The organism is Bradyrhizobium sp. NC92, assembly GCF_025200865.1.
Taxonomy (GTDB): Bacteria; Pseudomonadota; Alphaproteobacteria; order Rhizobiales; family Xanthobacteraceae; genus Bradyrhizobium.
In genome coordinates, this window is sequence record NZ_CP104171.1 from 5,964,954 (window position 1) to 5,989,263 (window position 24,310).

General features: G+C 64.2%; 21 protein-coding genes. 14 read left to right on the top strand and 7 right to left on the bottom strand.

Annotation, left to right across the window (positions count from 1 at the left end):
* The first annotated feature begins 5 nt into the window (after positions 1-5).
* The gene (locus N2602_RS28180; protein WP_212255337.1) at positions 6-1,382 is read left to right on the top strand and encodes a VWA domain-containing protein; all 1,377 of its coding nucleotides are present in this window, start codon (positions 6-8) and stop codon (positions 1,380-1,382) included.
* 19 nt (positions 1,383-1,401) lie between these two features.
* Here the strand turns inward: N2602_RS28180 and N2602_RS28185 are convergent, their stop codons facing one another.
* Positions 1,402-1,578 (bottom strand): hypothetical protein, encoded by a 177-nt coding sequence (locus N2602_RS28185; protein ID WP_172785505.1) that lies wholly within the window; start codon positions 1,576-1,578, stop codon positions 1,402-1,404.
* Between the two features lie 350 nt (positions 1,579-1,928).
* Here N2602_RS28185 and N2602_RS28190 point away from each other — a divergent pair, with 350 nt between their 5' ends.
* A complete protein-coding gene (locus N2602_RS28190; RefSeq protein ID WP_172785506.1) occupies positions 1,929-2,150 on the top strand; it encodes a hypothetical protein in 222 nt (73 codons plus the stop codon).
* Positions 2,151-2,158: 8 nt separating this feature from the next.
* Here the strand turns inward: N2602_RS28190 and N2602_RS28195 are convergent, their stop codons facing one another.
* The 3 genes from N2602_RS28195 to N2602_RS28205 are packed head-to-tail and all read right to left on the bottom strand — an operon-like array spanning position 2,159 to position 6,095.
* On the bottom strand, positions 2,159-3,541 hold the full coding sequence (locus N2602_RS28195) for an NCS2 family permease (protein WP_172785507.1): 1,383 nt from the start codon (positions 3,539-3,541) through the stop codon (positions 2,159-2,161).
* A gap of 13 nt (positions 3,542-3,554) precedes the next feature.
* On the bottom strand, positions 3,555-5,420 hold the full coding sequence (locus N2602_RS28200) for an adenine deaminase (RefSeq protein WP_172785508.1): 1,866 nt from the start codon (positions 5,418-5,420) through the stop codon (positions 3,555-3,557).
* A gap of 12 nt (positions 5,421-5,432) precedes the next feature.
* The gene (locus N2602_RS28205; protein WP_172785509.1) at positions 5,433-6,095 is read right to left on the bottom strand and encodes a TetR/AcrR family transcriptional regulator; all 663 of its coding nucleotides are present in this window, start codon (positions 6,093-6,095) and stop codon (positions 5,433-5,435) included.
* A 220-nt stretch (positions 6,096-6,315) separates the two neighbouring features.
* Between N2602_RS28205 and N2602_RS28210 the strand changes: the two genes are divergently transcribed.
* Together N2602_RS28210 and N2602_RS28215 are read left to right on the top strand one after the other, a co-directional pair.
* On the top strand, positions 6,316-7,329 hold the full coding sequence (locus N2602_RS28210) for a formamidase (RefSeq protein ID WP_172785510.1): 1,014 nt from the start codon (positions 6,316-6,318) through the stop codon (positions 7,327-7,329).
* An 85-nt stretch (positions 7,330-7,414) separates the two neighbouring features.
* Positions 7,415-8,734, top strand: a complete 1,320-nt coding sequence (locus tag N2602_RS28215) for a dicarboxylate/amino acid:cation symporter (protein WP_172785511.1) — start codon at positions 7,415-7,417, stop codon at positions 8,732-8,734.
* Positions 8,735-8,746: 12 nt separating this feature from the next.
* Here the strand turns inward: N2602_RS28215 and N2602_RS28220 are convergent, their stop codons facing one another.
* Complete coding sequence (locus N2602_RS28220; protein ID WP_260380124.1) at positions 8,747-10,120, bottom strand: hypothetical protein; 1,374 nt, start codon at positions 10,118-10,120, stop codon at positions 8,747-8,749.
* Positions 10,121-10,227: 107 nt separating this feature from the next.
* On the bottom strand, positions 10,228-11,484 hold the full coding sequence (locus N2602_RS28225; RefSeq protein ID WP_260383723.1) for an allantoate amidohydrolase: 1,257 nt from the start codon (positions 11,482-11,484) through the stop codon (positions 10,228-10,230).
* A gap of 397 nt (positions 11,485-11,881) precedes the next feature.
* On the opposite strand from N2602_RS28225, the gene N2602_RS28230 reads away from it, so the two are divergent.
* Genes N2602_RS28230 through N2602_RS28255 form a run of 6 tightly spaced genes read left to right on the top strand, consistent with a single transcriptional unit; the run spans position 11,882 to position 17,759 of the window.
* A complete protein-coding gene (locus N2602_RS28230) occupies positions 11,882-12,994 on the top strand; it encodes a BMP family ABC transporter substrate-binding protein (protein WP_260380125.1) in 1,113 nt (370 codons plus the stop codon).
* On the top strand, positions 12,991-14,103 hold the full coding sequence (locus N2602_RS28235; RefSeq protein ID WP_260380126.1) for an ABC transporter permease: 1,113 nt from the start codon (positions 12,991-12,993) through the stop codon (positions 14,101-14,103). Before N2602_RS28230 ends, N2602_RS28235 begins: the two co-directional genes overlap by 4 nt.
* A gap of 1 nt (position 14,104) precedes the next feature.
* Positions 14,105-15,031 carry an ABC transporter permease gene (locus N2602_RS28240; protein WP_025037674.1) on the top strand — a complete coding sequence of 309 codons (927 nt, stop codon included), beginning with the start codon at positions 14,105-14,107 and terminating at the stop codon, positions 15,029-15,031.
* Positions 15,032-15,049: 18 nt separating this feature from the next.
* Positions 15,050-15,733, top strand: a complete 684-nt coding sequence (locus tag N2602_RS28245) for a cysteine hydrolase family protein (protein WP_063688390.1) — start codon at positions 15,050-15,052, stop codon at positions 15,731-15,733.
* Complete coding sequence (locus N2602_RS28250) at positions 15,730-17,262, top strand: ABC transporter ATP-binding protein (RefSeq protein WP_260380127.1); 1,533 nt, start codon at positions 15,730-15,732, stop codon at positions 17,260-17,262. Before N2602_RS28245 ends, N2602_RS28250 begins: the two co-directional genes overlap by 4 nt.
* Before the next feature lie 11 nt (positions 17,263-17,273).
* Positions 17,274-17,759: a nucleoside deaminase gene (locus tag N2602_RS28255; protein WP_260380128.1), complete on the top strand. Its 486-nt coding sequence runs from the start codon at positions 17,274-17,276 to the stop codon at positions 17,757-17,759.
* Positions 17,760-17,845: 86 nt separating this feature from the next.
* Here N2602_RS28255 and N2602_RS28260 read toward each other — a convergent pair whose 3' ends face one another.
* Positions 17,846-18,949, bottom strand: a complete 1,104-nt coding sequence (locus tag N2602_RS28260) for a hypothetical protein (protein ID WP_260380129.1) — start codon at positions 18,947-18,949, stop codon at positions 17,846-17,848.
* Between the two features lie 570 nt (positions 18,950-19,519).
* Between N2602_RS28260 and N2602_RS28265 the strand changes: the two genes are divergently transcribed.
* The 4 genes from N2602_RS28265 to N2602_RS28280 all read left to right on the top strand — a co-directional run bounded on the left by N2602_RS28265 (position 19,520) and on the right by N2602_RS28280 (position 24,223).
* Positions 19,520-21,091, top strand: a complete 1,572-nt coding sequence (locus N2602_RS28265; RefSeq protein WP_260380130.1) for an ABC transporter ATP-binding protein — start codon at positions 19,520-19,522, stop codon at positions 21,089-21,091.
* Positions 21,075-22,166: an ABC transporter permease gene (locus N2602_RS28270; protein WP_260380131.1), complete on the top strand. Its 1,092-nt coding sequence runs from the start codon at positions 21,075-21,077 to the stop codon at positions 22,164-22,166. The genes N2602_RS28265 and N2602_RS28270 overlap by 17 nt, the downstream gene beginning before the upstream one ends.
* A complete protein-coding gene (locus N2602_RS28275) occupies positions 22,153-23,070 on the top strand; it encodes an ABC transporter permease (protein WP_212255317.1) in 918 nt (305 codons plus the stop codon). The genes N2602_RS28270 and N2602_RS28275 overlap by 14 nt, the downstream gene beginning before the upstream one ends.
* Before the next feature lie 76 nt (positions 23,071-23,146).
* A complete protein-coding gene (locus N2602_RS28280; protein WP_172785522.1) occupies positions 23,147-24,223 on the top strand; it encodes a BMP family ABC transporter substrate-binding protein in 1,077 nt (358 codons plus the stop codon).
* Positions 24,224-24,310 lie beyond the last annotated feature (87 nt).

A 24,310-nucleotide genomic window follows, 5' to 3' on the forward strand; every position in this document is an offset into this window, starting at 1 on the left:
CGCCGATGCGCGAAAATCTCCATCGCTTCTTTCGGGCGGCGCGCGGCGCCGGCGTCCACGTCTCGCCTGCCGAAAGCATCGATGCGATGCGCGCCGTCTCGCAGGTCGGCTTTTCCGACCGGACCATCCTGCGCGACGCACTGCTGTTGACGCTCGCCAAGTCGCAGGACGAGAAGCTCGCGCTCGGCGACTGCTTTGACCTGTTCTTCAGCCAGCCGGAGCCGCGACAGGATCAGCCCGAGAGCGCCGATCAGGATGCCTCGCAGGATAAGGATCAAGCGCCCTCTTCCGGCGCGGCCAGCGATGCCGGCGGCGGTTCGTCGCAGCAGGAACCGGGCTCGCTCGCTCAGATGCTGCTGTCGCAGGATCGCAATGCCATCGCGGCCGCGATCGCCAGCGCAGCTGGCGCGGCCTCCCTATCCGACATTCGCTACTCCACCCAGCGCGGCATATTCTCCAGCCGCATCCTCGACGCCATGGGCCTCCAGCGCCTGCGCGACGATCTCGACCAGCTGACCGCGACCAACCCGGCCCTGGCCGAGCGTCTGCGCGCCGCGCTCGATGCTTTGCGCGAAGCCGTGCGCGATACGGTCTCTCAGGGGCTTGCACTCTATGCCCGGGAGGAGGCCGAAAACCTCCGCAACGAGATCCTGCGCAACGCACCGCTCGCCCGCATCGAGCGGCGCCAGGTCGCCGAGATGCGCGCCCTCATCCGCCAGATCGCGCGCCGGCTGCGCGAGCGCTACTCCAAGCCGCGCAAGCGCCAGCGCCGCGGCCATCTCGACGTCCGTCGCACGCTCCGTCGCAACGCAGCCTGGGGCGGCGTGCCGTTCCTCACGGCGTGGAAGCGCAAGCATCGCGACCGGCCGAAGATCGTCGCGCTGTGCGACGTCTCGGGCTCCGTTGCGCAAGTCTCCGACTTCTTCCTGCTGCTGATCCATTCGCTGCACGAGGTGGTCGACGATGTCCGCTCGTTCGCCTTCTCTTCGCACCTGATCGAGGTCAGCGAGATCCTGGAGACGAAGTCGCCGGAGGAAGCGATGTCCGAGATCATGTCCAAAGTCGGTTTCGGCTCTTCAGATTACGGCTCCTCGCTGGTCGATTTCGAGAAGGAGTTCATGAGCACGCTGACGCCGCAGACCACAGTGATCGTGCTCGGCGATGCCCGCAGCAACAATCTCGACCCACGCGCCGACATTCTGCGCCGGATCTCCGAGCGCTCGAAGCGGCTGGTCTGGCTCAATCCCGAGGGTCGGCTCGCCTGGGGCTTTGGCGATTCCGAGATGCCGCGCTACGCAACCTTTTGCAGCGTCGTGCGCCAATGCGCGACCGCGCAACAGCTCGAGCGCGCCGTGTCCGACATTGTGGCGACTTATCAGTAATTAATAGCAGCCGCGAGCGTCAGGCGGCGTTCAGCTCGGCCTGATTGCACTCCCGAAAGTGATACGCGATTTCGGCGAGCGCGCGCTGCTCCCATTCTTCTGCCTGCGCCAGCCAGAACAGCCGGCGCTTCGAATCGAGCGCTGCGCGCTCGCGGCACAAGAATTCCTGACTGCGTATCTCAACCAGCCTGTTCATGCACTCCACTCCTGCCGCGTGAAGTCACTGCCCGCAAATCAACCTAACAGACTCCTGAACCTCGCGTCTCATGATTTCTGTGCATATCGCGACGCAGAATGGGACAACGATACTTCCCGTGCACTGCGGGAGCTCGCATCGCAGCATCAAGTGCGGATCATCAATTAGTGATCGGAGCTCGTGCGATACTCGTGCGCAAACGATCTTAACTTTTGTGATGCAACGAAGTGCCGCAATTTGTGAAGAGACGTTCTAAACAGCTGACCGAATTCCCGACTTATTGTCGTCGCACGGTCTTCATGCGGCGCCGCTAACAGAGGCACGCGAACCGGACGATCGCCTGAGGCAACATGAGCAACGATTTCGAATTCGATCTTTCAACCGACCAGTGGGAAGCACTGAAGGCGCTTCGCAATCCGGTGTCGAATGGTCGCCTTGCGAAGGCTTATGTCGTCAAGAGCCTGGTCGAACTCGGCCTTGTCTTTGTCGATGACGGTGTCCCTGCAATGACACCGGCCGGGCGAAAGGCTTTGGTGCGCGGATCTTGCAGGTTGCTGGACCTCGCGGCCTGACGCACACGTCAAAAGATCTGTGCGATCACGATGGCGTAAGCGACGAACACGGCGCCAAGTCCCCACACCATCGCTGGGATCTGCGACCGCCGACCGATGGACACTTCCAGCGCGATGTAGCTCAACGTACCCAGGGCCATTCCGTTGATGAGATTGTTGGTCAACACGGTCACCAGCAACGTCAGCACGATCGGAACCGCATTGACGAGATCCGTCATGTCGATGCGGGCAAGCCCCTGCATCATCAGCACGCCGACGAGCACCAGCGCCGGCGCGGTCGCTTGCGGCGGAATGATGACGAAGATTGGCCAGAAGAACAGCGCGAGAAAGAAGAATCCCGCAACGGTCAGCGAAGTCAGGCCGGTGCGACCGCCGGCCTGCACACCGGTGATGGATTCGATATAAGCCGTGACGACGGACGTCCCGAGCAGCGGCCCCACGATCGAAGCCGTCGCGTCGGTCGCGAAGGCCGCCGTGGCGTTCGGGATCGAGCCATCGGGCTTGCGCAAATTGGCAGCGCCCGTCACGCCGATCAGCGTGCCCAGCGTCGAAAAGAATTCGGCGCACAGGAAATAGAACAGCAGCGGCAGCGCCACAACGAAATGGCTGAAGAGATACTCGATATCGAGGGCCATGAAGGTGCTGGTCGGCCAGCGCGGCCACGACAGGATGGCCGATGGCATCGACGTCACCATCTTGCCGTTGGCGCCAGGAACGAAGAAGCCGATCGCGGTCAGCAACACGATCGACAGGATCAGCGCCGCCGGCACTCGGCGCGCCACCAGTACCGGCGTGAGCAGGAGTCCGAACAACGTCAGCAGCACCGGCGGGCTGCGCAACGATCCCATGGCGATGTAGGTCGACGGATTCTGGACGACGAATCCCGCGCCTCGCAGCGCAATGAAGACGATGAGGGTCCCGACCGCCGCCTGGATGCCGATCTTCAGCGCTTCGGGCACATCCTTCGCGACCTTCTCCCGCAGTTTCGACAGGCTGAGGATCAGGAATAGCACGCCGGTGAAGGCGACCATGGCAAGCGCGCCCTGCCAGGGCATGCCCATCTGTTTGACGATGACATAGGTGAAGATGACGTTCGAACCCATCGCCGGCGCTACGGCGAGCGGCAGATTGGCCCACAACCCCATCAGCACCGAGCCGAAGATCGCCGCCAGCGCCGTGGCGCTGACGAGATCGGCACGATCCATTCCGGCGTTGGACATGATCGCGGGGTTGACGGCGATGATATAGGCCATTGCCGCAAACGTGGTGGCTCCGGCCATCATCTCGCGCCCGACGCTCGTGCCGCGCTCGGAGAGGCGAAAGACGCGATCGAGCAGCTTCGCGGCTGCCGGCTGCGCGGAGGCGGCTTGCGGCTTCGTCATCTCGTTCATCCCTGTCCTCCCCCTACCAGACCACCGGGTGTGCTTCGCCGGTCTGCACGTTGATGAAACCGAGCGGTGCCTGCTCGCACGGCGCTACCAGCACCCAGCTCCAGGGCGCGCAGGTCAGCGTTGCAAACATCAGCCGTTCCGGGAATCCCGGATACCAGCGCGGCCGGAATGTCGGCTCGTACATCCAGTCGACCTTGCGCCCTTCTGCGTAGAGCGCCTGCATCTCGGCATCGAGCGCTTGCGCGGAGCGGCAGCTCATCAGCCCGCCGACCTCGAACCGCACGGTGGCGACGAGCTCGCCTTCGCGCACCAGCGCCCATCCGCCTTGAAGTTCGACCAGCGCGTTCACCGCCTTTGCCATCGCCGCGTCGGACGAGCCGACCACCCAGAGATTGTGCTTGTCGTGCGCCACCGAGCAGGCGAGCGCCGTCTCCGGCGTACGCGGGCCACAGCCGCGCCAGAACATCTTTGCGATGCGCCCGTCGCCGGAGAACCGGTCGACGATGGCAAATTTTGTGATGGCCTCGCTCTCGTCGCGCTGCACCGCCCCGTCGCGCACCGGCAGGTCGAGCGTGTAGAACTCAGGATGCCAATGGAAGGGGCGGATCACCGCCGCTTTCATCGTGGCGCGCCCTGACTCAGCCCGCAGCTCGAAATCCTCAGGGTTGATCGTGCGCCTGATATTGACGGTCTTGGTCGCCCATTGCGGCCATTCGATCTTGGGCACTTGGCCGAGATAGCGCATGCCCTCGGACACCTGCGCGCCGTCGGCCCACACTTCGGCGATCGTAAGCTTGGCAACATCGGACAGCAGCACGACATCGCCGAAGCGCCCCGGCGCTAGACTGCCGACGAACGGCGTGAGACGCATGTGCCGTGCCGGATTGATGGTGAGGCACTGGATCGCGATTTCCGGCGCAAGGCCGGCCTCGATCGCGACCCGCGCATTATGATCGCTCGCGCCGAGTTCGAGCGTGTGGCTGGCACTGCGGTCATCGGTGGTGAACGCAACCTGCGACCAGTCCTGCAAACCCTTCGCGAGCAACCATTTGACGATCTCGTCCATGGCGTAGACGCGCAGCTCGACAAAGAGACCGCGCGTGAGCTTGTCCCAGGTTTCCTCGGGCGTCTGCACCTCGTGGTCGGACGCGAGCCCGGCCGCGGCAAAGGCGTTGATGGACGGCAGATCCCGCAGGCCCGACGCGTGGCCCTCGACGACGCCGCGCGCAGCGAAAGTCGCCTCGATCATGCCCCAGAGCCGCTTGTAGGATGGGTTGTCGGGATTCCACACCGCCGGCCAGTCCATGACCTCGTCGAGGCCGGTGACCATCAGGCTTTCGCTCATGAAGCGCGCCTGTTCGTCGCGGCCATACCAGCCGCCGCCCCACTCATAGGCGGTCGGCGGCACAGCCGAGCCGGGTTGCGGAAAGATCTTCAGCGGCGAGCCGCGACGGCGTGCCTCGAACCAGAATTCGAGATTGCGCGCACCGTTGACGTTGGAGAATTCGTGGCTCGCCTCGCAGGTCCAGGTATTGCCGTGCGGCAGCACCAGCGCCGCTTCCCATTCGGGCGTCAGATGCGAGCTTTCGATATGCTTGTGCACCTCACCGAAGCCGGGCACAGCTGCAAGATCCGGCCGATGCATACGCTCGCGGACCTCGCCGGGATAACTGCCGGCCGGGCCCACCCACGCGATCCGCCGGCCCTTGAAGACGATCTCCTGGTCCTCGCTCCACGTGCGGCTGTGCACGTCGAGCAATTTGCCGACCCGCAACGAACGATCGGCCGGGCGACGACCGAGCGCCGTCAGCACCAGGTCCTGGCGAACGCGCACCTCGTCAGGCGCATTGATCAGGAGATCGTCGGGTATCGCGTTCATGGCTGCCTCACTCTATGCCGGTGCTTTCGCAGCCGCGGTCCGCTTCCGAGGTGGTTTGCGCCCCTTGCCGGCGCGCGCAGCAGCGGCATCGCGCTGACGCACATCCTTCAAAAGGGTCGTGAGCGCCCATTCGATCGCGTCGGCGATCTCGGAGCTCGTCATGCCGAAATCCTCGCGCATCGCGTTCCAGGCCAGCACGTTGTTGAGGTAGGACGCGAGAGCTTCGGCCTGGCGGACGTCCTTGGCGGGGAGATGGCGCACGAGCGGCGCCATCGCCTTGCGATGCTGGTCAATTAGGTGCCGTCTGAAGCCTGCACGCACCCGGCGCCCCACCCGCGTTATCGCAATGGCGCGCGCCAGATGCGGATGACGGTCGAACCGCTTGCACAGCTTGCGGAAGATCTCGGGAAGCTCGTCGGGCGAGGTGAAGGGAATGTAGCTGAAGACGTTGTTCTCGATCCACTCGCCGGCCGCGGCGAACAGCTCCGCACGGGTCTTGAAGTGCCGATAGATGGTTCGCTCGGCCACCTTCGCGCGCTTGGCCACCGCGGCCATGGAGATGTCGTCGGCCTCCTCGTCCTCGAGCGTCGCAACAAAAGCGGCAACGATGCGCTGCCGCGTCATCTCGGCATATTCGTCACGAATGCTGACGGTATGTCGCTCTGCTGTACTCATGTCATAAGTCTGACACCGGTCGATTTTGCGGGTCAAGCCGAGACTTGAGGCACGTGGCGCTGCAAGAATAGGCGCCCGCCGGCTCGGGGGAACTGGTACCCCGCGTCAGCACGACGGTCACTGCCGCCTGAAAAATGGACTTTTGCGCATCGCCAAAATCGGATTTGCTCCGCCGAGAACTGCGCGCAACGGCGCCGCGCGGATAGCAAGGGAGCTGATCATGAACGGGCTTGGCGGACTGAACAAATCGCCTGAGGGCGTCGTGATTGGGCTGGTTCAGTTGCAGCTACCGAACGTCGTCACCCGCGCCGATCTCGCCAGGCAAACCGAGCGCATCGCCTGGATGGTCGGCAAGGCCCGCCGCAATCTCTCCACCATGGATCTGGTGGTCTTCCCCGAATACTCGCTGCACGGCCTCTCGATGGACACCAATCCGGAGATCATGTGTCGGCTTGACGGACCGGAGGTCGCGGCCTTCAAGCAAGCCTGTGTCGACAACAAGATCTGGGGCTGCTTCTCCATCATGGAGTTCAACCCGCATGGCAATCCCTACAACTCGGGCCTGATCATCGACGACCACGGCGAGATCAAGCTCTACTACCGAAAGCTTCATCCCTGGATTCCGGTCGAGCCATGGGAGCCCGGTGACATCGGCATTCCCGTGATCGAGGGCCCGAAGGGCGCCAGGATCGCGCTGATCATCTGCCATGACGGCATGTTCCCGGAGATGGCACGGGAATGCGCCTACAAAGGCGCGGAGATCATGATCCGCACCGCCGGCTACACCGCGCCGATCCGCGAAGCCTGGCGCTTCACCAACCAGGCCAATTCGTTTCAGAACCTGATGGTCACCGCGAATGTCTGCATGTGCGGCTCGGACGGCTCGTTCGATTCCATGGGCGAAGGCATGATCGTCAATTTCGACGGCACCGTGCTGGCGCACGGCACGACCGGCCGCGCCGACGAGATCATCACCGCAGAGGTCCGGCCGGACCTCGTGCGCGAGGCGCGCATCAACTGGGGCGTCGAAAACAACATCTACCAGCTCTGGCACCGCGGCTATGTCGCGGTGAAGGGCGGCGCGATGGACTGCCCCTACACCTTCATGCAGGACATGGTCGCCGGCACCTTCCGACTGCCGTGGGAAGACCAGGTCAAGGTCACCGACGGCACCTCGTGCGGCTTCCCGGCCCCGACGCGGATGTTCGGCAAGACGGCGAAGGCGGCGGAGTAACCCGGTTTCTCGGGCGTGACCGCGACATTCTGGCACGGTTGTTGCTCCTCTCTGACGTCCAGGACTTGTCAAAGGGGAGTGCACCATGTCGACCATCGCCGCGGCACCCGCCGCCGAGCCGAAGCCGCTCTACACCTCGCTGTTCGTCCAGGTCTTGGCTGCGCTGGTGCTTGGCGTCATCCTGGGGATGGCCGTTCCGAACTTCGCCATCAGCCTCAAGATCCTCAGCGATGCCTTCCTGAAGCTGATCTCGATGATCGTGGCACCGATCGTGTTCTGCGTCGTCGTGCATGGCATTGCCGGCGCCGGCGATCTCAAGAAGGTCGGCCGCGTCGGCGTCAAGGCGTTGATCTATTTCGAGATCATGACGACGGTGGCCCTCGTGGTCGGCCTCTTGCTCGCCTACATCTTCGGTCCCGGCCACGGCATGAACATCGATCCCTCGACGCTGGATGCCAAGGCGCTCAACACTTATGCCGACAACGCCCACAAGCTCTCCGGCGGCGGCATCGGTGCCTTCCTGATGAATGTGATTCCGACCACCTCCTTCGATGCGCTGTCGCGTAACGACGTGCTTCAGGTGCTGTTCTTCGCGGTGCTGTTCGGCATCGGTCTCGCGCTCGTCGGCGGCGAGAAGGGCGCGCTCGTGACCTCCATGATCGACGCAGCCTCCACCGTGCTGTTCCGCGTCATGGGGCTCATTGTGCGGGTTGCGCCGCTCGGCGTGCTCGGCGCGGTCGCCTACACGGTCGGCAAATATGGCGTCGGCTCGCTGAAGCAGCTCGTGTCGCTGGTGATGCTGTTCTACGTCTCGGTCGGCATCTTCGTGCTCGGTGTGCTCGGCGGCGTGATGGCGCTCGCCGGCATCAACATCCTCAAGTTCCTCGCCTACCTGCGCGAGGAGCTGACCATCGTGCTGGCGACGGCATCCTCGGACGCGGTGCTGCCCCAGATCATGAAGAAGCTGGAGCGCATGGGCGTGAAGGATTCCGTCGTCGGTCTCGTCATTCCGACCGGCTATTCCTTCAACCTCGACGCCTTCTCGATCTACCTCACACTCGCCGTCGTCTTCATTGCGCAGGCCACCAACACGCCGTTGTCGTTCGGCGATCTGCTGCTGGTGCTCGGCGTGTCCTTGATCACGTCGAAGGGCGCACATGGCGTGCCGGGCTCGGCGATCGTCATCCTCGCCGCGACCTTGAACGCGGTGCCGAGCATCCCCGCGATCGGCCTCGTGCTGGTGCTGTCGGTCGACTGGTTCATCGGCATGGCCCGCGCGCTCGGCAACCTCGTCGGCAATTGCGTCGCAACCGTCGTGGTCGCGGCCTGGGAAGGCGATCTCGACCGCAGCAAGGCAGCCAAGGTGCTGGAGGGCGGCGAGGTGGTCGACGTGACCGCGGGATAGCGGTTCGCGGGATCAGTCATTCCACTGGAGGAGTGGCGTGCCGTACGCCCGCCTCCAAACCGACAGGAAGCGCGGAAACCACGAGTGGGCCACGGCGCCCTTATAGGCCCAGGTGCGATACTTCAGACCCTGCTCCGAGATCAGCTCCTGATAGCCGCCGTGGACCTCGGTCGCGGTGCGAATGTCCTTCAGGATTCCTTGCGCGCAGGCCCGGTAGTTCTCGCTCCCTGAGGCCTCATCAAAGTCGAGCATACGATCCGCAAACTCGACGTTGAATGTCGGCCAGGAGGAGCGCCCCTGATAGGCGGGCGCCGCTATCTTGTGGATGATCTTGTTGCGCGGATTATCCGCCGACACCAGGAAGTGGAACGTGCTGGGAATGCGAAACCGCGGTTCGGCGATGATCAGATCCGCCGTGGCCGCGAACAGCGCGCGCTCGCTCGCTTCGCTCATATTCCAGAAGCCGCGATGCACGCTGACGAAATCCAATGCGACCGACGATGCCGGTGAGCTCGCCGGGCCGTCCAGGGAATGCCTGATATAGCCGTCCTTCCCGAACAGGCGGAGCAGGTCCCTCTTGTACTGCGCGAGGTCGCGCCCGAGCAGCCGCTTCAACTCGTTCTCGCCGACAATTCCGAGCTGCACGCCCCACACGAAGGTCGTGTAGACGCAGGCATTGGTGACGAAACGCCGGCGCTCGGCGCGGGTATCCGTCGCCGCGGAGCGCGGGCCGGTGGAGTCGCACAGCAAATATCTGGTGCCGTCAGCGTCGAATGCCTCCAGCTCGCTCGCAAGCTTCAGGATCGCGCGCTTCAGGTCTCCGCCATATTCGGCCAGCAGCAAGCGGCCGGCATGCGCGCATTGCGACATCGCCAGGTAGGATGAGGCCCTCTGCTCGGCAGATAGCATCTGCTGCAGACCGGCGAGAATGCCAAGCAGCGTATCCGAGGGCCGCGAGAAATAGTTCACGCCGAGATACCGGCCGCGCCCCGCGGGGACGATGGTCGTGGTGACGACGTCGGCGCGAACTGCCTCCAGCAGCAGGCGAACGCTCTTTTCGAGCAGACGGACCCGTCGCACCGCGTCCTGCGAGTCCATGATCGTCTCGGGATCGAGCACGTCAGGATAGAACCAGGCGAAGTCGCGGGGATAATAGGCCGATGCGTGCGGTGCGCCGGTGACCAGGAAGGCCTCGGTCAGGGAAAAGGCACTGTCCATCGAGTGCCGATAGAGGTCCGCGATGGCCGACAACGAATGGGGCGATTGTCTCAGAAATCGATCACCGAGAAAATTGACCGCCTGAAGGGCGTTGGCGACGAAGGTCGCAGTCATCCCCTGATAAAACCGGTTCTCACGATGTGATGGAAAAGAGATGTCGCTGTTCATGTCCGTCAATCGGCTGATTGTCTCGTGACCCTCGCGATGATGGCCACCATTCTAAACATGACTGATTCGTATCTCTACCCGGTGACTTGCGGGTTCGTGACGCTTGCCTAAGCCGTACGCGGCCTGAAATTCTCGATCACCCTGAGCAGCACACGCGCGCCGGCGTCGGCATCGGCAAGCTCGACATGCTCGTCCGGATGATGGCTGATACCACCGCGGCAGCGGACGAAGATCATGCCGACGTGCGCGATGTCGATCATCGCCATGCCGTCGTGCCCTGCCCCGCTCGGCAGCTCGAACACGGAGAAGCCTTCGGCTTCGATCGCCTGCGCGATCTGCTGCTTCAGCCACGGTGCGCAGGGCGCGGTGCGATTCTCGTGGGTCACGTCAAGCTGGAGTCCCAATTGCCTCCGTTTTGCGATCGCCTCGATCTGGCGGACGACATCGGCCACCGCGCGCTTGCGGTGCATATCGGTCGGCGCGCGCATGTCGATGGTGAAGGATACTTCGCCCGGAATGACGTTGGTCGCGCCGGGCCTCGCCTGGATGTAGCCGACGGTGCCGACGAGGCCGCCCTCGTCGGTGCGGCAAAACTGCTCGATCGCACCGACGCATTCGGCCGCGCCGGCGAGCGCGTCGCAGCGCAGCGCCATCGGCACGGTGCCAGCATGCCCGGCCATGCCGGTGAGCCGCGCCGCAAGGCGTGTGGCGCCGGCAATCGCGGTCACGACGCCGACGGGCAGGTTCTGCGCTTCCAGCACCGGCCCCTGCTCGATGTGCAATTCGAGATAGGCAAGCAGCTCGCGCCGCGTCCGCGCGGCCGCGCCGATATGGTCGGCATCGAGGCCGAACTGAACGAGGGCCTCGCGCATCGACACGCCATTGCTGTCGCGCGTATTCAGCACGCTCTCATCGAAAGTGCCGGCCACCGCACGGCTGCCGAGCAAGGTCGAGGCAAACCGCACTCCCTCCTCGTCGGCAAAACCGATCACCTCGATCGCAAACGGCAGGCGCTTGCCGCGGCGGTTGAGATCGGCGACGCAAGAGATCGCCGTGATCACACCCAGCGGTCCATCCCATTTGCCGGCATCGCGCACGGTGTCGTAATGTGAGCCGAGCATCAGGCAGGGCGCGCCCGGCCGCTCGCCTTCGTACCGTCCGCAGACATTGCCGATCGCGTCCAGATGCGCGCTCATACCGGCCTCGCGCATCCAACCCATGATGAGGTCAGCGGCCTTGCGCAGCTCCTTGCTGAGAAAGATGCGGGTGAGTTTTTCGGGGTCTTCCGAGATCGCGCCGAGCTCGTTGATCCGGCGAGCGATCTCATTGCCGAGCGATGCATCGTGAACGGTACCAGCGCCCATCTCGGCGAGCTTTCCATCTTCTGAGGACATTGCGGTCCTGGCGACAATCGATACAAGTTCGGTGCCAGCGAACATCACCGGCGCCGCCCCACTCAGCGCGTGGTTAGCATGAATGCGCCTTGCCGGCCGACCGTCCAACGGCGGTCATACACATGCGCGAGCTGGTTCGGACTGCTCAACTCCACTGCATACAATATTTAGATATTGCCCATAAATTAATCTGCACCTTTCCTCGCCAAGTTCGACGCTCTCCTTATCTAGCATTTGTTTTCAAGTACTTATAACGAATTGCTCTCTTCATAGCCTCTGGCACGAAGCTTGCGACATCTGGTCCCGGCTCCGCCAAGCCGGCGCAGCCGCGAGATCAAGGCGGGACATCCGCCAAGGGGAGCGAGCAATGGATTATGGCAGGATTTCACGACGTCATTTGTTGCAGGGCAGCGCGGCCCTCACCCTCGGCGCGGCTGCGGGCCTCCGCCCGGCCTTCGCGGCCGAGACCACCATCGGCTTCATCTATGTCGGCTCGCGCGACGACTACGGCTACAATCAGGCCCACGCGCAGGGTGCGGCGGCGCTGAAGAAGATTCCCGGCCTCAAGGTGGTCGAGGAGGAAAAGGTGCCGGAGACCGACGCGGTCGAAAAGACGATCGAGTCCATGATCAATCTCGACGGCGCCACCCTGCTCTTCCCGACCTCGTTCGGGTACTACAATCCGCACATGATCAAGATGGCCAACAAGTACCCGAAGCTCCGCTTCGAGCATTGCGGCGGCCTCTGGAGCGACAAGGACCCCAAGAATGCCGGCAGCTATTTCGGCTATATCGACGAGGCCCAGTACATCTCGGGCATCGTCGCCGGCCTGACGTCGAAGAGCGGCAAGCTCGGCTTCGTCGCGGCCAAGCCGATCCCTCAAGTGCTGCGCAACATCAACGCCTTCACGCTTGGCGCCAAGTCCGTCAATCCAAAGGCCACCACCCAGGTGATCTTCACCGGCGACTGGTCGATGCCGGTCAAGGAAGCCGAAGCCACCAACAGCCTGATCGATCAGGGCGTCGACGTGCTCACCTGCCACGTCGATGGCCCCAAGACCATGGTCGAGAATGCCGCGCGGCGCGGCGCCTTCGTCTGCGGCTATCACACCAACCAGTCGGCGCTGGCACCCAAGGCCTATCTCACCGGCGCAGAGTGGAACTGGGAAGCGCTCTATCCGAAGTTCGTCAAGATGATCGCCTCCGGCGAAGGCATTCCGAATTTCTACCGCGGCGGCCTGAAGGAAGAGATCGTCAAGACCTCGCCCTATGGCGAAGCGGTCTCGGCCGAAGCGCGCAAGGCGGCCGACGAGGCCAAGGCAAAATTCCTGTCGGCAGAAGGCTACGCCATGTTCAAGGGTGGGCTGGTCGACAACAAGGGCAAGACGGTGATCCCCGCCGGTACCGACCGCGGCCAGAAGGATCCTGAACTAGAGAAGATGGACTACCTCGTCGAGGGCGTGCTCGGAGCCACTTCGTGACCACGGAAGCGGCGGATTCCACGGACGCGGTCGGGACAGTCGCCCCGGCCGCCGATCCCGGTTTCCTCCAACGCCACGGCGGCACGATCGAATATGTCCTGATCCCGGGCGCGGCGCTCGTCGGCGCGCTCGCGGTGTTCGGCATCTTCGTCGCGATGTTCGGCAAGAACCCGTTAGATCTCTATTTCTACATGTATTACGGCGCGTTCGGCACCTGGTTCTCCTGGCAGAACACGCTGACGCGCGCAGCGCCCCTCATCCTCACCGCGCTCTGTACCGCGCTGCCGGCGCAGCTCGGCATGGTCATCATCGGTGGCGAAGGCGCGCTGCTGATCGGCGCGTTGTCGGCAACCAGCGCCGCACTCGCGCTTCAGGGCATGCCGCCGTTCGTCGTCCAGATCGCCATGGTCTGCGCCGGCGTGATCGGCGGCGGACTGTGGATCATGCTCTCAGGCGGCTTGCGGCAGTATCGCGGCGTCAACGAGACCATCTCGAGCCTGCTGCTCGTCTACATCGCGCTCGCGATCCTCAACCATCTGGTCGAAGGGCTGATGCGCGATCCCACCAGCCTCAACAAGCCGTCTACCCGCGAGATCGGCGCCGCCAACATGATCGGCTCCATTCCCGGCACCGACGTACATTGGGGCCTTGTGTTCGGCGTGATTGCCGCGATCGCCTCTTACATCCTGATCTATCACACCGTGTTCGGCTTCGCCGCGCGCGTGGCTGGCGGCAACATCCGTGCTGCGAAGATCGTCGGCCTCGGCGTCGACAAGCTGATCCTGACCGTCTGCTTCCTTGCCGGCGGCGCGGCTGGCCTTGCCGGCATGGTCGAGGTCGCCGCCGTGCAGGGACGCACCAACGCCAACCTCGCCGCCGGCTACGGCTTCACCGGCATCCTCGTTGCCTTCCTGGCGCGGCAAAATCCGCTCGCCATCATCCCCGTCGCGATCCTGCTCGGCGGCATCAGCGCCAGCGGCGGCCTGCTGCAACGCCGCTTGGGGCTACCCGATGCGTCCGTGCTGGTGCTGCAGGGCATCATCTTCGTTTTCGTGCTCGCCAGCGATGCGCTCTACGGCCGCATCGGATTCCTGAAGGGAAAATCCTGAGATGGCAGACGGATCGATCGGACTCTGGACCGTCCCGCTCGCCGTCCTTGGCGGCGCCATTCGCGTCTCCACCCCATTCCTGTTCGTGAGCCTGGGCGAATGCATCACCGAGCGTTCGGGCCGTATCAATCTCGGCCTCGAAGGCACGCTGGTGATGGGTGCGATGAGCGCCTATGGCATCTCCTATCTCACCGGCTCTCCGTGGCTCGGCGTGCTCGCCGCGGGCATCACCGGCGCGCTGCTGGGTGCGCTGCATGCCGGCATCTGCTCGCTGCCGCGCGTCAACGACGTTGCCGTGGGTATTGCCTTGATGCTGTTCGGCACCGGCCTTGCCTTCTATCTCGGCAAGCCCTTGATCGAGCCGACCGCGCCGCGGCTGCCGGCCATCGACTTCGGCTGGTGGAGCGACATCCCGCAAGTCCGCGCCGCGCTACGCATCAACGTGCTGTTTCTGATCGGCGTGGTGCTGGCGCCAATCCTTTATTGGGCCTTCCGCACCACCCGCTGGGGCCTCCTCATCCGCACCGCCGGCGAGAGCTCGGATGCCGCACGCGCGATGGGTCATTCCGTGCTGCTGATCCGCCTGCGCGCCACCATGGTCGGCGGCTTCCTCGCCGGCATTGGCGGCTCGTTTCTGTCGCTGTTCTATCCCGGAAGCTGGAACGAGGGCCTTTCCTCGGGCCAGGGCATCACCGCCGTCGCGCTCGTGATCTTCGCGCGCTGGGATCCCCTGCTCTGCCTGTGGGCTTCGCTCGCCTTCGGCGGCGCGGCGGCGCTGGGTCCGGCGCTGCAATCGGTCGGCGTCACCTCCGGCTATCACCTCTTCAATGCTGCGCCCTACATCCTGACGCTGGCGATCATGATCATCACCTGCTCACCGAAGCGGACGCTGACCGGCGCGCCCGCCGAACTCTCGATCACACGGTAAACACGCACGAGGTCGTCCATGCCCGAGCGCTACATCAAGTCCGAGCCCTATGCCTGGCCCTACAATGGTGATCTCCGCCCGGAGAATACGGCACTGATCATCATCGACATGCAGACCGATTTCTGCGGCGTCGGCGGTTATGTCGACAAGATGGGCTATGACCTCTCGCTGACGCGGGCGCCGATCGAGCCGATCAAGCGGCTGCTCGCGGCGATGCGCAGCCAAGGCTTCCACATCATCCATACCCGCGAGGGCCACCGCCCCGATCTCTCCGACCTGCCCGCCAACAAACGCTGGCGCTCGCGCCAGATCGGCGCCGGCATCGGCGATCCCGGCCCGTGCGGCCGCATCCTGGTGCGCGGCGAGCCGGGCTGGGACATCATCGAGGAGCTGGCGCCACTGCCGGGCGAGCCGATCATCGACAAGCCCGGCAAGGGCTCGTTCTGCGCCACCGATCTGGAGCTGATCCTGCGCGTCCGCGGCATCGAGAACATCGTGCTGACCGGGATCACGACCGACGTCTGCGTCCACACCACCATGCGCGAGGCCAACGACCGCGGCTTCGAATGCGTCCTGCTGCACGATTGCTGCGGCGCGACCGACAAGAGCAACCACGACCACGCGCTGAAGATGATCAAGATGCAGGGCGGCGTGTTCGGCGCGGTCTCGACCTCTGATGCCTTCATCGGAGCGATTTCGTGATCATCGGCGAAACGCCTCCGCCCTCGGGCGCCTTCGGCGTCGATGCGATCGCCATGACCATGCGCTTCGGCGACTTCCTGGCGCTGGACAATGTCGAGCTGAAGGTGCGGCCGGGTTCGTTCCACTCCCTGCTTGGAGAGAATGGCGCCGGCAAGTCCACGCTCGTCAAATGCATCATGGGCTATTACCACGCGACCGAAGGCGACATTCTCGTCGGCGGCCGCGAGCAGGCGATCGCCAACCCGAAGGATGCCCACGCGCTCGGGCTCGGCATGGTCTATCAGCATTTTACGCTGGTGCCCGCGATGACGGTCGCCGAAAACCTCGTGCTGGCGCGCGACGACGTGCCGGCCGTGGTGAACTGGCCGAACGAGATGAAAGAGCTGGAGGCGTTCCTTGCTCGGATGCCTTTCAAGGTGCCGCTTGCCGCGAAAGTTTCGGACATCTCTGCCGGCGAACGGCAGAAGTGCGAGATCCTCAAGCAGCTTTATCTGAAGCGCCGCTTCCTGATCCTGGACGAGCCGACCTCGGTGCTGACGCCGGCGGAAGCGGACGAGGTGCTCGGCATGCTCCGCGACATGGTCGTGAAGGGCGAGCTGACCATCCTGATGATCACGCACAAGTTCCGCGAGGTCATGGCCTTCGCCGACGAAGTCACCATCCTGCGCCGCGGCAAGCTCGCTGGAGCCGGCAAGGTTTCCGAGCTGACGCCGGATGAGATGGCCCGCACCATGATCGGCGCCGAAGAGCTGACGGTGCAGCCGCCGCGCACCGGCCAAGCCGGTCAGGCCACGCTGGAGCTGCAAAAGCTCCGCGCCCTGGACGATGCGGGCGCCGTTGCCGTGCACGATGTCTCGCTCACGGTTCGCGCCGGGGAGATCGTCGGCATCGCCGGCGTTTCCGGTAACGGCCAGCGCCAGCTCGTCGAGGTTCTGGCCGGCCAGCGCGAGGCCGAGAGCGGCGATATTCGCGTCGCCGGCGATCCCTATCACGCAAGCCGCGAGGAGATGCGGCGCCACAGGATGTCTCTCCTGCCCGAGGAGCCGCTGAAGAATGCCTGCGTCGGCGGCATGAGCGTCGCCGACAACATCGCCTTCCGCGAATTCGACCGCGCACCCTTTGCCAGCGGCGGCTGGTGGCTCAATCGCGGAGCCTTCCGGAGCGACGCCAGGAAGAAGATCGGGCAATACAAGATCAAGACCCGCACGCCTGACACGCCGATCTCGGCACTGTCCGGCGGCAACGTGCAGCGCGCTGTGCTGGCCCGCGAGCTAGGCGGCGACGTCGAGGTGCTGATCGCCGCCAACCCCTGCTTCGGCCTCGATTTCGCGGCGGTGGCGCAGATCCACGCCGAGATCATGGCGGCGCGCAACCGCGGCGCCGCCGTCCTGCTCGTCAGCGAGGACCTCGACGAGCTGCTCGAACTGTCGGATAGGCTGGTGGTGATGTTCCACGGCGAATTCGTGTATGAAGCACGGACCAGCGAAGCCGATCTCACCGTGGTCGGCCGGCACATGGCAGGGCACTGAACGGAGGATCGATGGACGACGCATCAGGGCGCGACGAGCACTTCCTGCGCCTGTCCTTCGCGGTCGCCCGTCGTTCCCTCACCCATGGCAACCACCCGTTCGGCTGCATCGTCGTCGATGCCGACGGCAAGGTGCTGATCGAGACCGAGAACGGCTACATGCCGGATCGCGACGCCACCGCGCACGCCGAACGCCTCGCAGCCACCCAGGCCTGCCGCACGCTCGATCGCGAGGTGCAGGCGAAAGCCACGCTCTATTCCTCAGCCGAACCCTGCGCGATGTGTGCGGGCGCGATCTACTGGGCCGGCATCGGCCGCGTCGTCTATGGCCTCAGCGAGCATCGCCTGCGCGGCATCACCGGCAACCATCCGGAGAATCCGACCCTCGACCTGCCATGCCGCGAGGTCTTTGCCAGCGGCCAGCGGCGGACGGAGGTCGTCGGGCCCCTGCTCGAAGACGAAGCCGAAGCGCTGCACGACGGCGTTTGGACGACGTAGCAGCACATCGGCAAAGGACCAAAGAAGATGACGCCGCGGAGGTTTGACGCGGCGCCATCGTCTTTCACCTGCAAAGCATCAGGCGATCAGAACTTCACGGTGATACCGGAGTAGAGCGAGGACTCGGTGCACGCTCCGGTGCTCACCCTCGCGCCACCGACGAGCGTGGTACAGCCGACCGCGAGGTTGTGATCGAGACCAAACTTGTTCTGCCAGTAGCGGTAAGCCACCCAGACGTCCACGAAGTGCGAGTACTTGTCGCCCCAGGCCGCCTTCGACGCATCGAAGGTCAGACGGATGGGCTCCGAATTCAGCTCGACCGCGGTGTTGTAGACGCCGTTCGCCGGGCTGTAGGGAAGCGGCTCGGTGTCCGTGCCCTTCTTGCCGTACCAGCCGGCGCGGCCGCTGATCGAGAAATACTGCATGTTCGGCGGCAGGAAGCCGAGGTCCATGTAGTAATTGACCTCGACGGCCCAGGTTGGCTTGAACGACGTGTTGCCGTCCGCAAGACAGGTGACGCCGGGAACGCCCGGACCGAACAGCCCGCACTGGCTGAAGGAATTGTGGTTGGCGAACTCCCAATAGACCAGCGGCGCGACATTGACGTACCCCTTGTAGGGCAGGTCGAATGCGAACTGCAGACCGCCGACGACGTCGCGCTTGGCAGCGCCGAAATACCGGTTCTCGGTGTTGGCATCCATGCCGACTTCGAACGAGATGTTGTGCAGCGGGCCCGCGCTGAAGGCCTTGGTGTTGAAGAGCTCGTTCCAGCCGAAGGTCGAGCGGAACAGGCCGTAGATTTCGGTCGCACCCGCGCACGTCGCCGGCGCACCGAAGATCGTCCCCGCATTGGTGCACGGCCCCGCCGGGTCATTGTGATCCGACTTGAACAGGGAGATGGTGAAGAAGTTGGTGCCGTACGCCCAGAGGTCGAAATGGGTGAACGAATAGACCTGCTTGGTGGTCTTGCTGTCGATCGACCCATCTGGCCGGAATGACCACGCGCCCGGTTGCGCAGCGTTGAAGATGTATGAGAACGTGACGCGGTTATCGATCACCAGGAAGAACGGAAGGTCTGGAGCCTTCTTGGCCGCCTTGACCGGCAGGTCCGCCGCCTGAGCCAGGCCACCGATGGCCAGCGTAGCAAGTGACAGCGCCGCTGCTGCCACTGCCGTATAACGAAACGACATCCTGAATACCCCCTCGTTTGGGCAAGCAAAAATGCGCGCCCCAGGGTGCGACATTTGCGCCGATCTCCCGGACCGAGAAGCCTCAACTTTTCACATGGCGTGCCGCATGTTGCAGCAGCACGCGACGAGTGACGGAAGAATCGCAGCGCCCCGACGTGGAGCGAACACGCAACGAGAGAGGCATCGCTGCCGAACATTCCCGATTGTTTTTATTCGGATTTTCTGATTGAGCCCGAACGCAGTGCCGCATCGACGCAGCTGTTGCCGTCGCTGCACTCCTCGCGATGGACGACCGACGCGTCCATTGCTCAACATGGCGTCAGGACTGCACAGCGGGTTCCGATTTACCTTGAACCGTCACAAATTTGCAACAGAGGACCGACTCGCGGACGCGATAACCCCCACCGTCCAGGTGCCGTTTGCGGGAATTGATCGCCCGGAGTCGACGACGAGCGCTGGCCCACGGGCCTGCCGAAGCGTTGAGCAAGGGATGATGCTTTTTCACATCTTACACCGCGGTCCAAACTGGCCCAGTATTGAGGCACTTCACCCATGCAAGCGCATCAGCGAATGTTAGATCCGACGCCCAACGGCCAGCATTCCGGCAAATCCCCGCTCCTGAGGACCATCGGCCTCACCAAGCGTTACGGGGATTTCCTTGCCAACGATTGCATCGATATCGACATCTGGCCGAGGGAAATCCACGCCCTGCTGGGCGAGAACGGCGCCGGCAAGTCGACGCTGGTCAAGGCGATCTACGGACTGATCCAGCCCAGCGCCGGCGAGATTCACTGGCAGGGCGAGCGAATCGTGCTGTCCGGTCCGTCCGAAGCGCGCAGCCGCGGCATCGGCATGGTGTTCCAGCACTTCTCGCTGTTCGACAATCTCACGGTGGCCGAGAACGTCGCGCTCGGCCTCGATGGAAAGGAATCCTTCAAGGACATGTCGGCCCGGCTGGAACAGGTGTCCAAGACTTACGGTCTGCCGCTCGATCCCAGGCGCGAGGTGTGGCAACTCTCCGTCGGCGAGCGTCAGCGCATCGAGATCGTCCGCGCCTTGATGCAGAATCCGAAATTCCTGATCCTGGACGAGCCCACCGCGGTGCTGACGCCGCAGGAAGCCGACCAGCTCTTCATCGTGTTGGAGCGCCTCAAGGCCGAAGGCCGCGCCATCCTCTATATCAGCCACAAGCTGGAGGAGGTGAAACGGCTCTGCGACACCGCGACGATCCTGCGCGGCGGCAGGAAGGTCGAGACCTGCAATCCTCGGCTCGAAACCGCCGCCTCACTTGCGCGGATGATGGTCGGCGGCGAGGTCAAGGAAGTGAAGGCCGCATCCGGCCGCAAGACCACCGTGCCGCGGCTCGTCGTCAACGATCTCTCGCTCGCCCCCGCCGAGGCGCATGGCGTGCGGCTCGAGCACATCTCATTCGAGCTAAAGGGCGGCGAGATCCTCGGCATCGCCGGCGTCGCCGGCAACGGCCAGGACGAATTGTTCGCCGCGCTGTCCGGCGAGCGCCTCTCGAAGGACCCCGGAACGGTGGTGATCGAAGGCATCGCCGCCGGTCATCTTTCGATCACCCAACGGCGAAAGCTGGGCGCAGCTTTCGTTCCCGAGGAGCGGCTCGGCCACGGCACGGCGCCACGGATGAGGCTGTCGGAGAATGCGCTGCTCACCGGCCATGCCGCCAGCGGCATGGTCCATCGCGGCTTCATCGATACGGCGGCCACGCTGAGAACGGCCGACCGCGCGACCGAAACCTTCGACGTCCGCAAGGCCAAGCGCGATCCCGAGGCCGCGAGCCTGTCCGGCGGCAATCTGCAGAAGTTCATCGTGGGACGCGAGATCCTGCGCAACCCCGCGGTGCTGGTGGTGAGCCAGCCGACCTGGGGCGTCGACGCCGGCGCTGCCGCCGTCATCCGTCAGGCGCTGCTTGATCTCGCCACCGCAGGCGCCGCGGTGCTCGTGACCAGCCAGGATCTCGACGAGCTCGCCGAGATCGCCGACCGCATCGCCGTGATGTTCCACGGCAAGCTGTCGGCTCCGCTCTCGGCAGGCGAAGCAAGCCGCGAGAAGCTGGGCCTTCTGATGGGCGGCAGCAGCCTGGAGCCGAAGGAGGTCGCGCATGCAGCTGGTGCTTGAGAAGCGTGCCGAGCGCTCCAATACGATCGCGCTGGTGTCCCCCCTGATTGCGATTGGCCTTACGATCGTCACCATGGTCATCCTGTTCGCGATCCTCGGCAAGAATCCGCTGCTTGCCCTGCACGCCTATTTCATTGCGCCCCTGACCGACGGCTATTCGCTCCAGGAGATCGCGGTGAAGGCAACGCCCCTGGTGATGATCGCGATCGGCCTGTCGCTGTGCTATCTCGCCAACGCCTGGAACATCGGCGCCGAAGGGCAATTCCTGATCGGCGCCGTCGCGGGAAGCTGGATCGCGGTGAAGACGCAAGGCACTGACGCCCGCGCCTGGGTGCTGCCGGCCATGCTCGTCCTCGCCGCCGCCGCGGGCGCGGTCTATGCGCTGATCCCTGCGATCTGCAGGGTGAAGTTCGGCGCCAGCGAGATCCTGACCAGCCTGATGCTGGTCTATGTCGCCGACCTTTTCCTCGACTATCTCGTGCGCGGTCCCTGGCGCGATCCGCACGGCTTCAATTTCCCGACCACGGCCGAGTTCGATCCGGTGGCGACGGTGCCGTTGCTGATCGAGGGCGGCCGGCTCCATGTCGGCTCGATCATCGCCCTGCTCGTCGTCGCCGCAGCCGCGATCCTGCTCGGGCGCACCATCAAAGGTTTCGAGATCCGCGTGGTCGGCGCCGCGCCGCGTGCAGCGCGGTTCGGCGGCTTCAACGCCAACCAGCTGATCATCCTGACCTTCGCCGTCTCCGGGGCGCTGGCCGGGCTTGCCGGCATCATCGAGGTGGCGGGGCCGGTCGGGCATCTCCAGCCCGGCATCTCGCCCGGCTACGGCTTTACCGCGATCATCGTCGCCTTCCTCGGCCGGTTGAACCCGCTTGGAATATTAATTGCAGGCCTCTTCCTCGCGTTGACCTTTATCGGCGGCGAGCAGGCGCAGATCGCGATGAAGATTCCGCTGGATGTCACCAAGGTCTTTCAGGGCATTCTGCTGTTCTACGTGCTCGCCTGCGACTCCCTCATTCTCTACCGCTTCAAGCTGGTGTTCCCGAACCGACAGGTGGCCCGTGGTGCTGGTTGAGGCCATCATCCTGGCGGTGCTCGCCGCGTCGACGCCGCTGTTGATTGCGGCGACGGGCGAGCTCGTGGTCGAGCGTTCCGGCGTGCTCAATCTCGGCGTCGAGGGCATGATGATCGTCGGCGCGGCCTGTGGCTTTGCCGGCGCGTGGCTGACCGGATCAACCTTTATCGGCGCGCTGTTCGGCATCGTCGCGGGCACGCTGATGTCGCTCGTGTTCGCGCTGATGGCGCTCGGGCTCGCCGTCAACCAGGTCGCAACCGGCCTCGCGCTGACCATCCTCGGCGTCGGGCTCTCGGGCCTGATCGGCGCCGGCTTCGTCGGCGAGCGCATCACGCCCGCGGTGCACCTCCATATCCCTGTCCTGACCGATATTCCGCTGATCGGCCGCGTGCTGTTCGGCGAGGACGGCTTCGTCTATTTCTCGATCGCGCTGATCGTCGGCGTGTGGTGGTTCCTGTACCGCACCCGGGCGGGACTGATCTTGCGCGCCTGCGGCGACAATCACGTTTCCGCGCATGCGCTCGGCTATCCCGTACTGCGCATCCGCACCTTCGCGGTGATGTTCGGCGGCGCCTGCGCGGGTCTTGCGGGCGCCTATCTGCCGCTCGCCTATACGCCGTTCTTCATTCCAGGTATGACCGCGGGGCGCGGCTGGATCGCATTGGCGCTGGTGGTGTTTTCGTCCTGGCGGCCGGGCCGGCTCGTCGTCGGCGCCTATCTGTTCGGCGCGGTGACGATCCTGCAGCTGCACGCGCAAGGTTGGGGCGTCGGCATTCCCTCGCAATTCATGTCGGCGCTGCCTTACCTTGCGACCGTCATCGTGCTGGTCCTGCTCTCCCGCGCGCGCACGGGCGGCTCGACCGCACCGGCCGCGCTCGGCACGGTGTTCGTGCCCGACCGCTAGATTTCGTTTCCGCAGTGTGCGCGAAGGGGCGCGCATGCGGCGGATTGTGGCTTCCCCCGATGTTTGGAGATTGATGATGAGGAAATCACTTCTTGCACTGGCTGCCGGGCTCTTGCTCGCCGGAAGTGTCAGTGCGGCCTCCGCCGCCGACAAGCTGAAAGTCGGCTTCATTTATCTCGGTCCGATCGGAGACCTCGGCTGGACCTATCAGCACGACCTCGGTCGCCAGGCGCTGGTGAAGGAACTGGGCGACAAGATCGAGACCACCTATCTCGAGAACGTGCCCGAAGGCCCGGACTCCGAGCGAGCGATCGAGCAGCTCGTCCGCGCCGGCAACAAGCTGATCTTCACCACCTCGTTCGGCTACATGGATCCGACGCTGAAGGTCGCCAAGAAATACCCGAACGTGCATTTCGAGCACGCCACCGGCTACAAGCGCAACCCGAACATGTCGACCTATTCGGCGAAATGGTATCAGGGCCGCTACATTCAAGGCCTGATCGCGGCCAAGATGTCGAAGTCGGGCGTGCTCGGCTATATCGGCTCGTTCCCGATTCCGGAGGTCGTCTCCGGCATCAATGCGACGATCCTGGCGGCGCAGACCATCAACCCGAACATCAAGGTCAAGATCATCTGGGCCAACACCTGGTTCGACCCGGGCAAGGAGGCCGACGCCGCCAAGGCGCTGATCGACCAGGGCGCCGACGTGATCATGCAGCACACGGATTCGCCCGCGGCCATGCAGATCGCCAGCGAGCGCGGCAAGCTGGCCTTCGGGCAGGATTCCGAGATGATCAAGTTCGGGCCCAAGACCCAGCTGACCTCGATCCTCGACACCTGGGGCCCCTATTACATCGAGCGCGTCAAGGCCGAGCTCGCCGGCACCTGGAAGTCCGAGGACACCTGGGGCGGCCTCGACAGCCACATGTTCGCGATGGCGCCCTACACCAACATGCCTGACGATGTGAAAAAAATGGCTGAGGATGCCCAGGCCGCGATCACCGCTGGCAAGCTGCATCCGTTCAAATGCCCGATCGTTGGGCAGGACGGCAAGCCGGTCGAGTGCAAGGGCGGCGATCACCTGGATGACGGCCAGATCCTCGGCATGAATTTCTACGTGAAGGGCATCGACGACAAGCTGCCGGGCAAGTAGCACGCTTCTTGCATTGGCTAAATCACCTGCTCCTCCCGGAGGAGGTTCGGAGGGGGTGGCCAGAAGCACCCGGCACTTGTGGCTGCC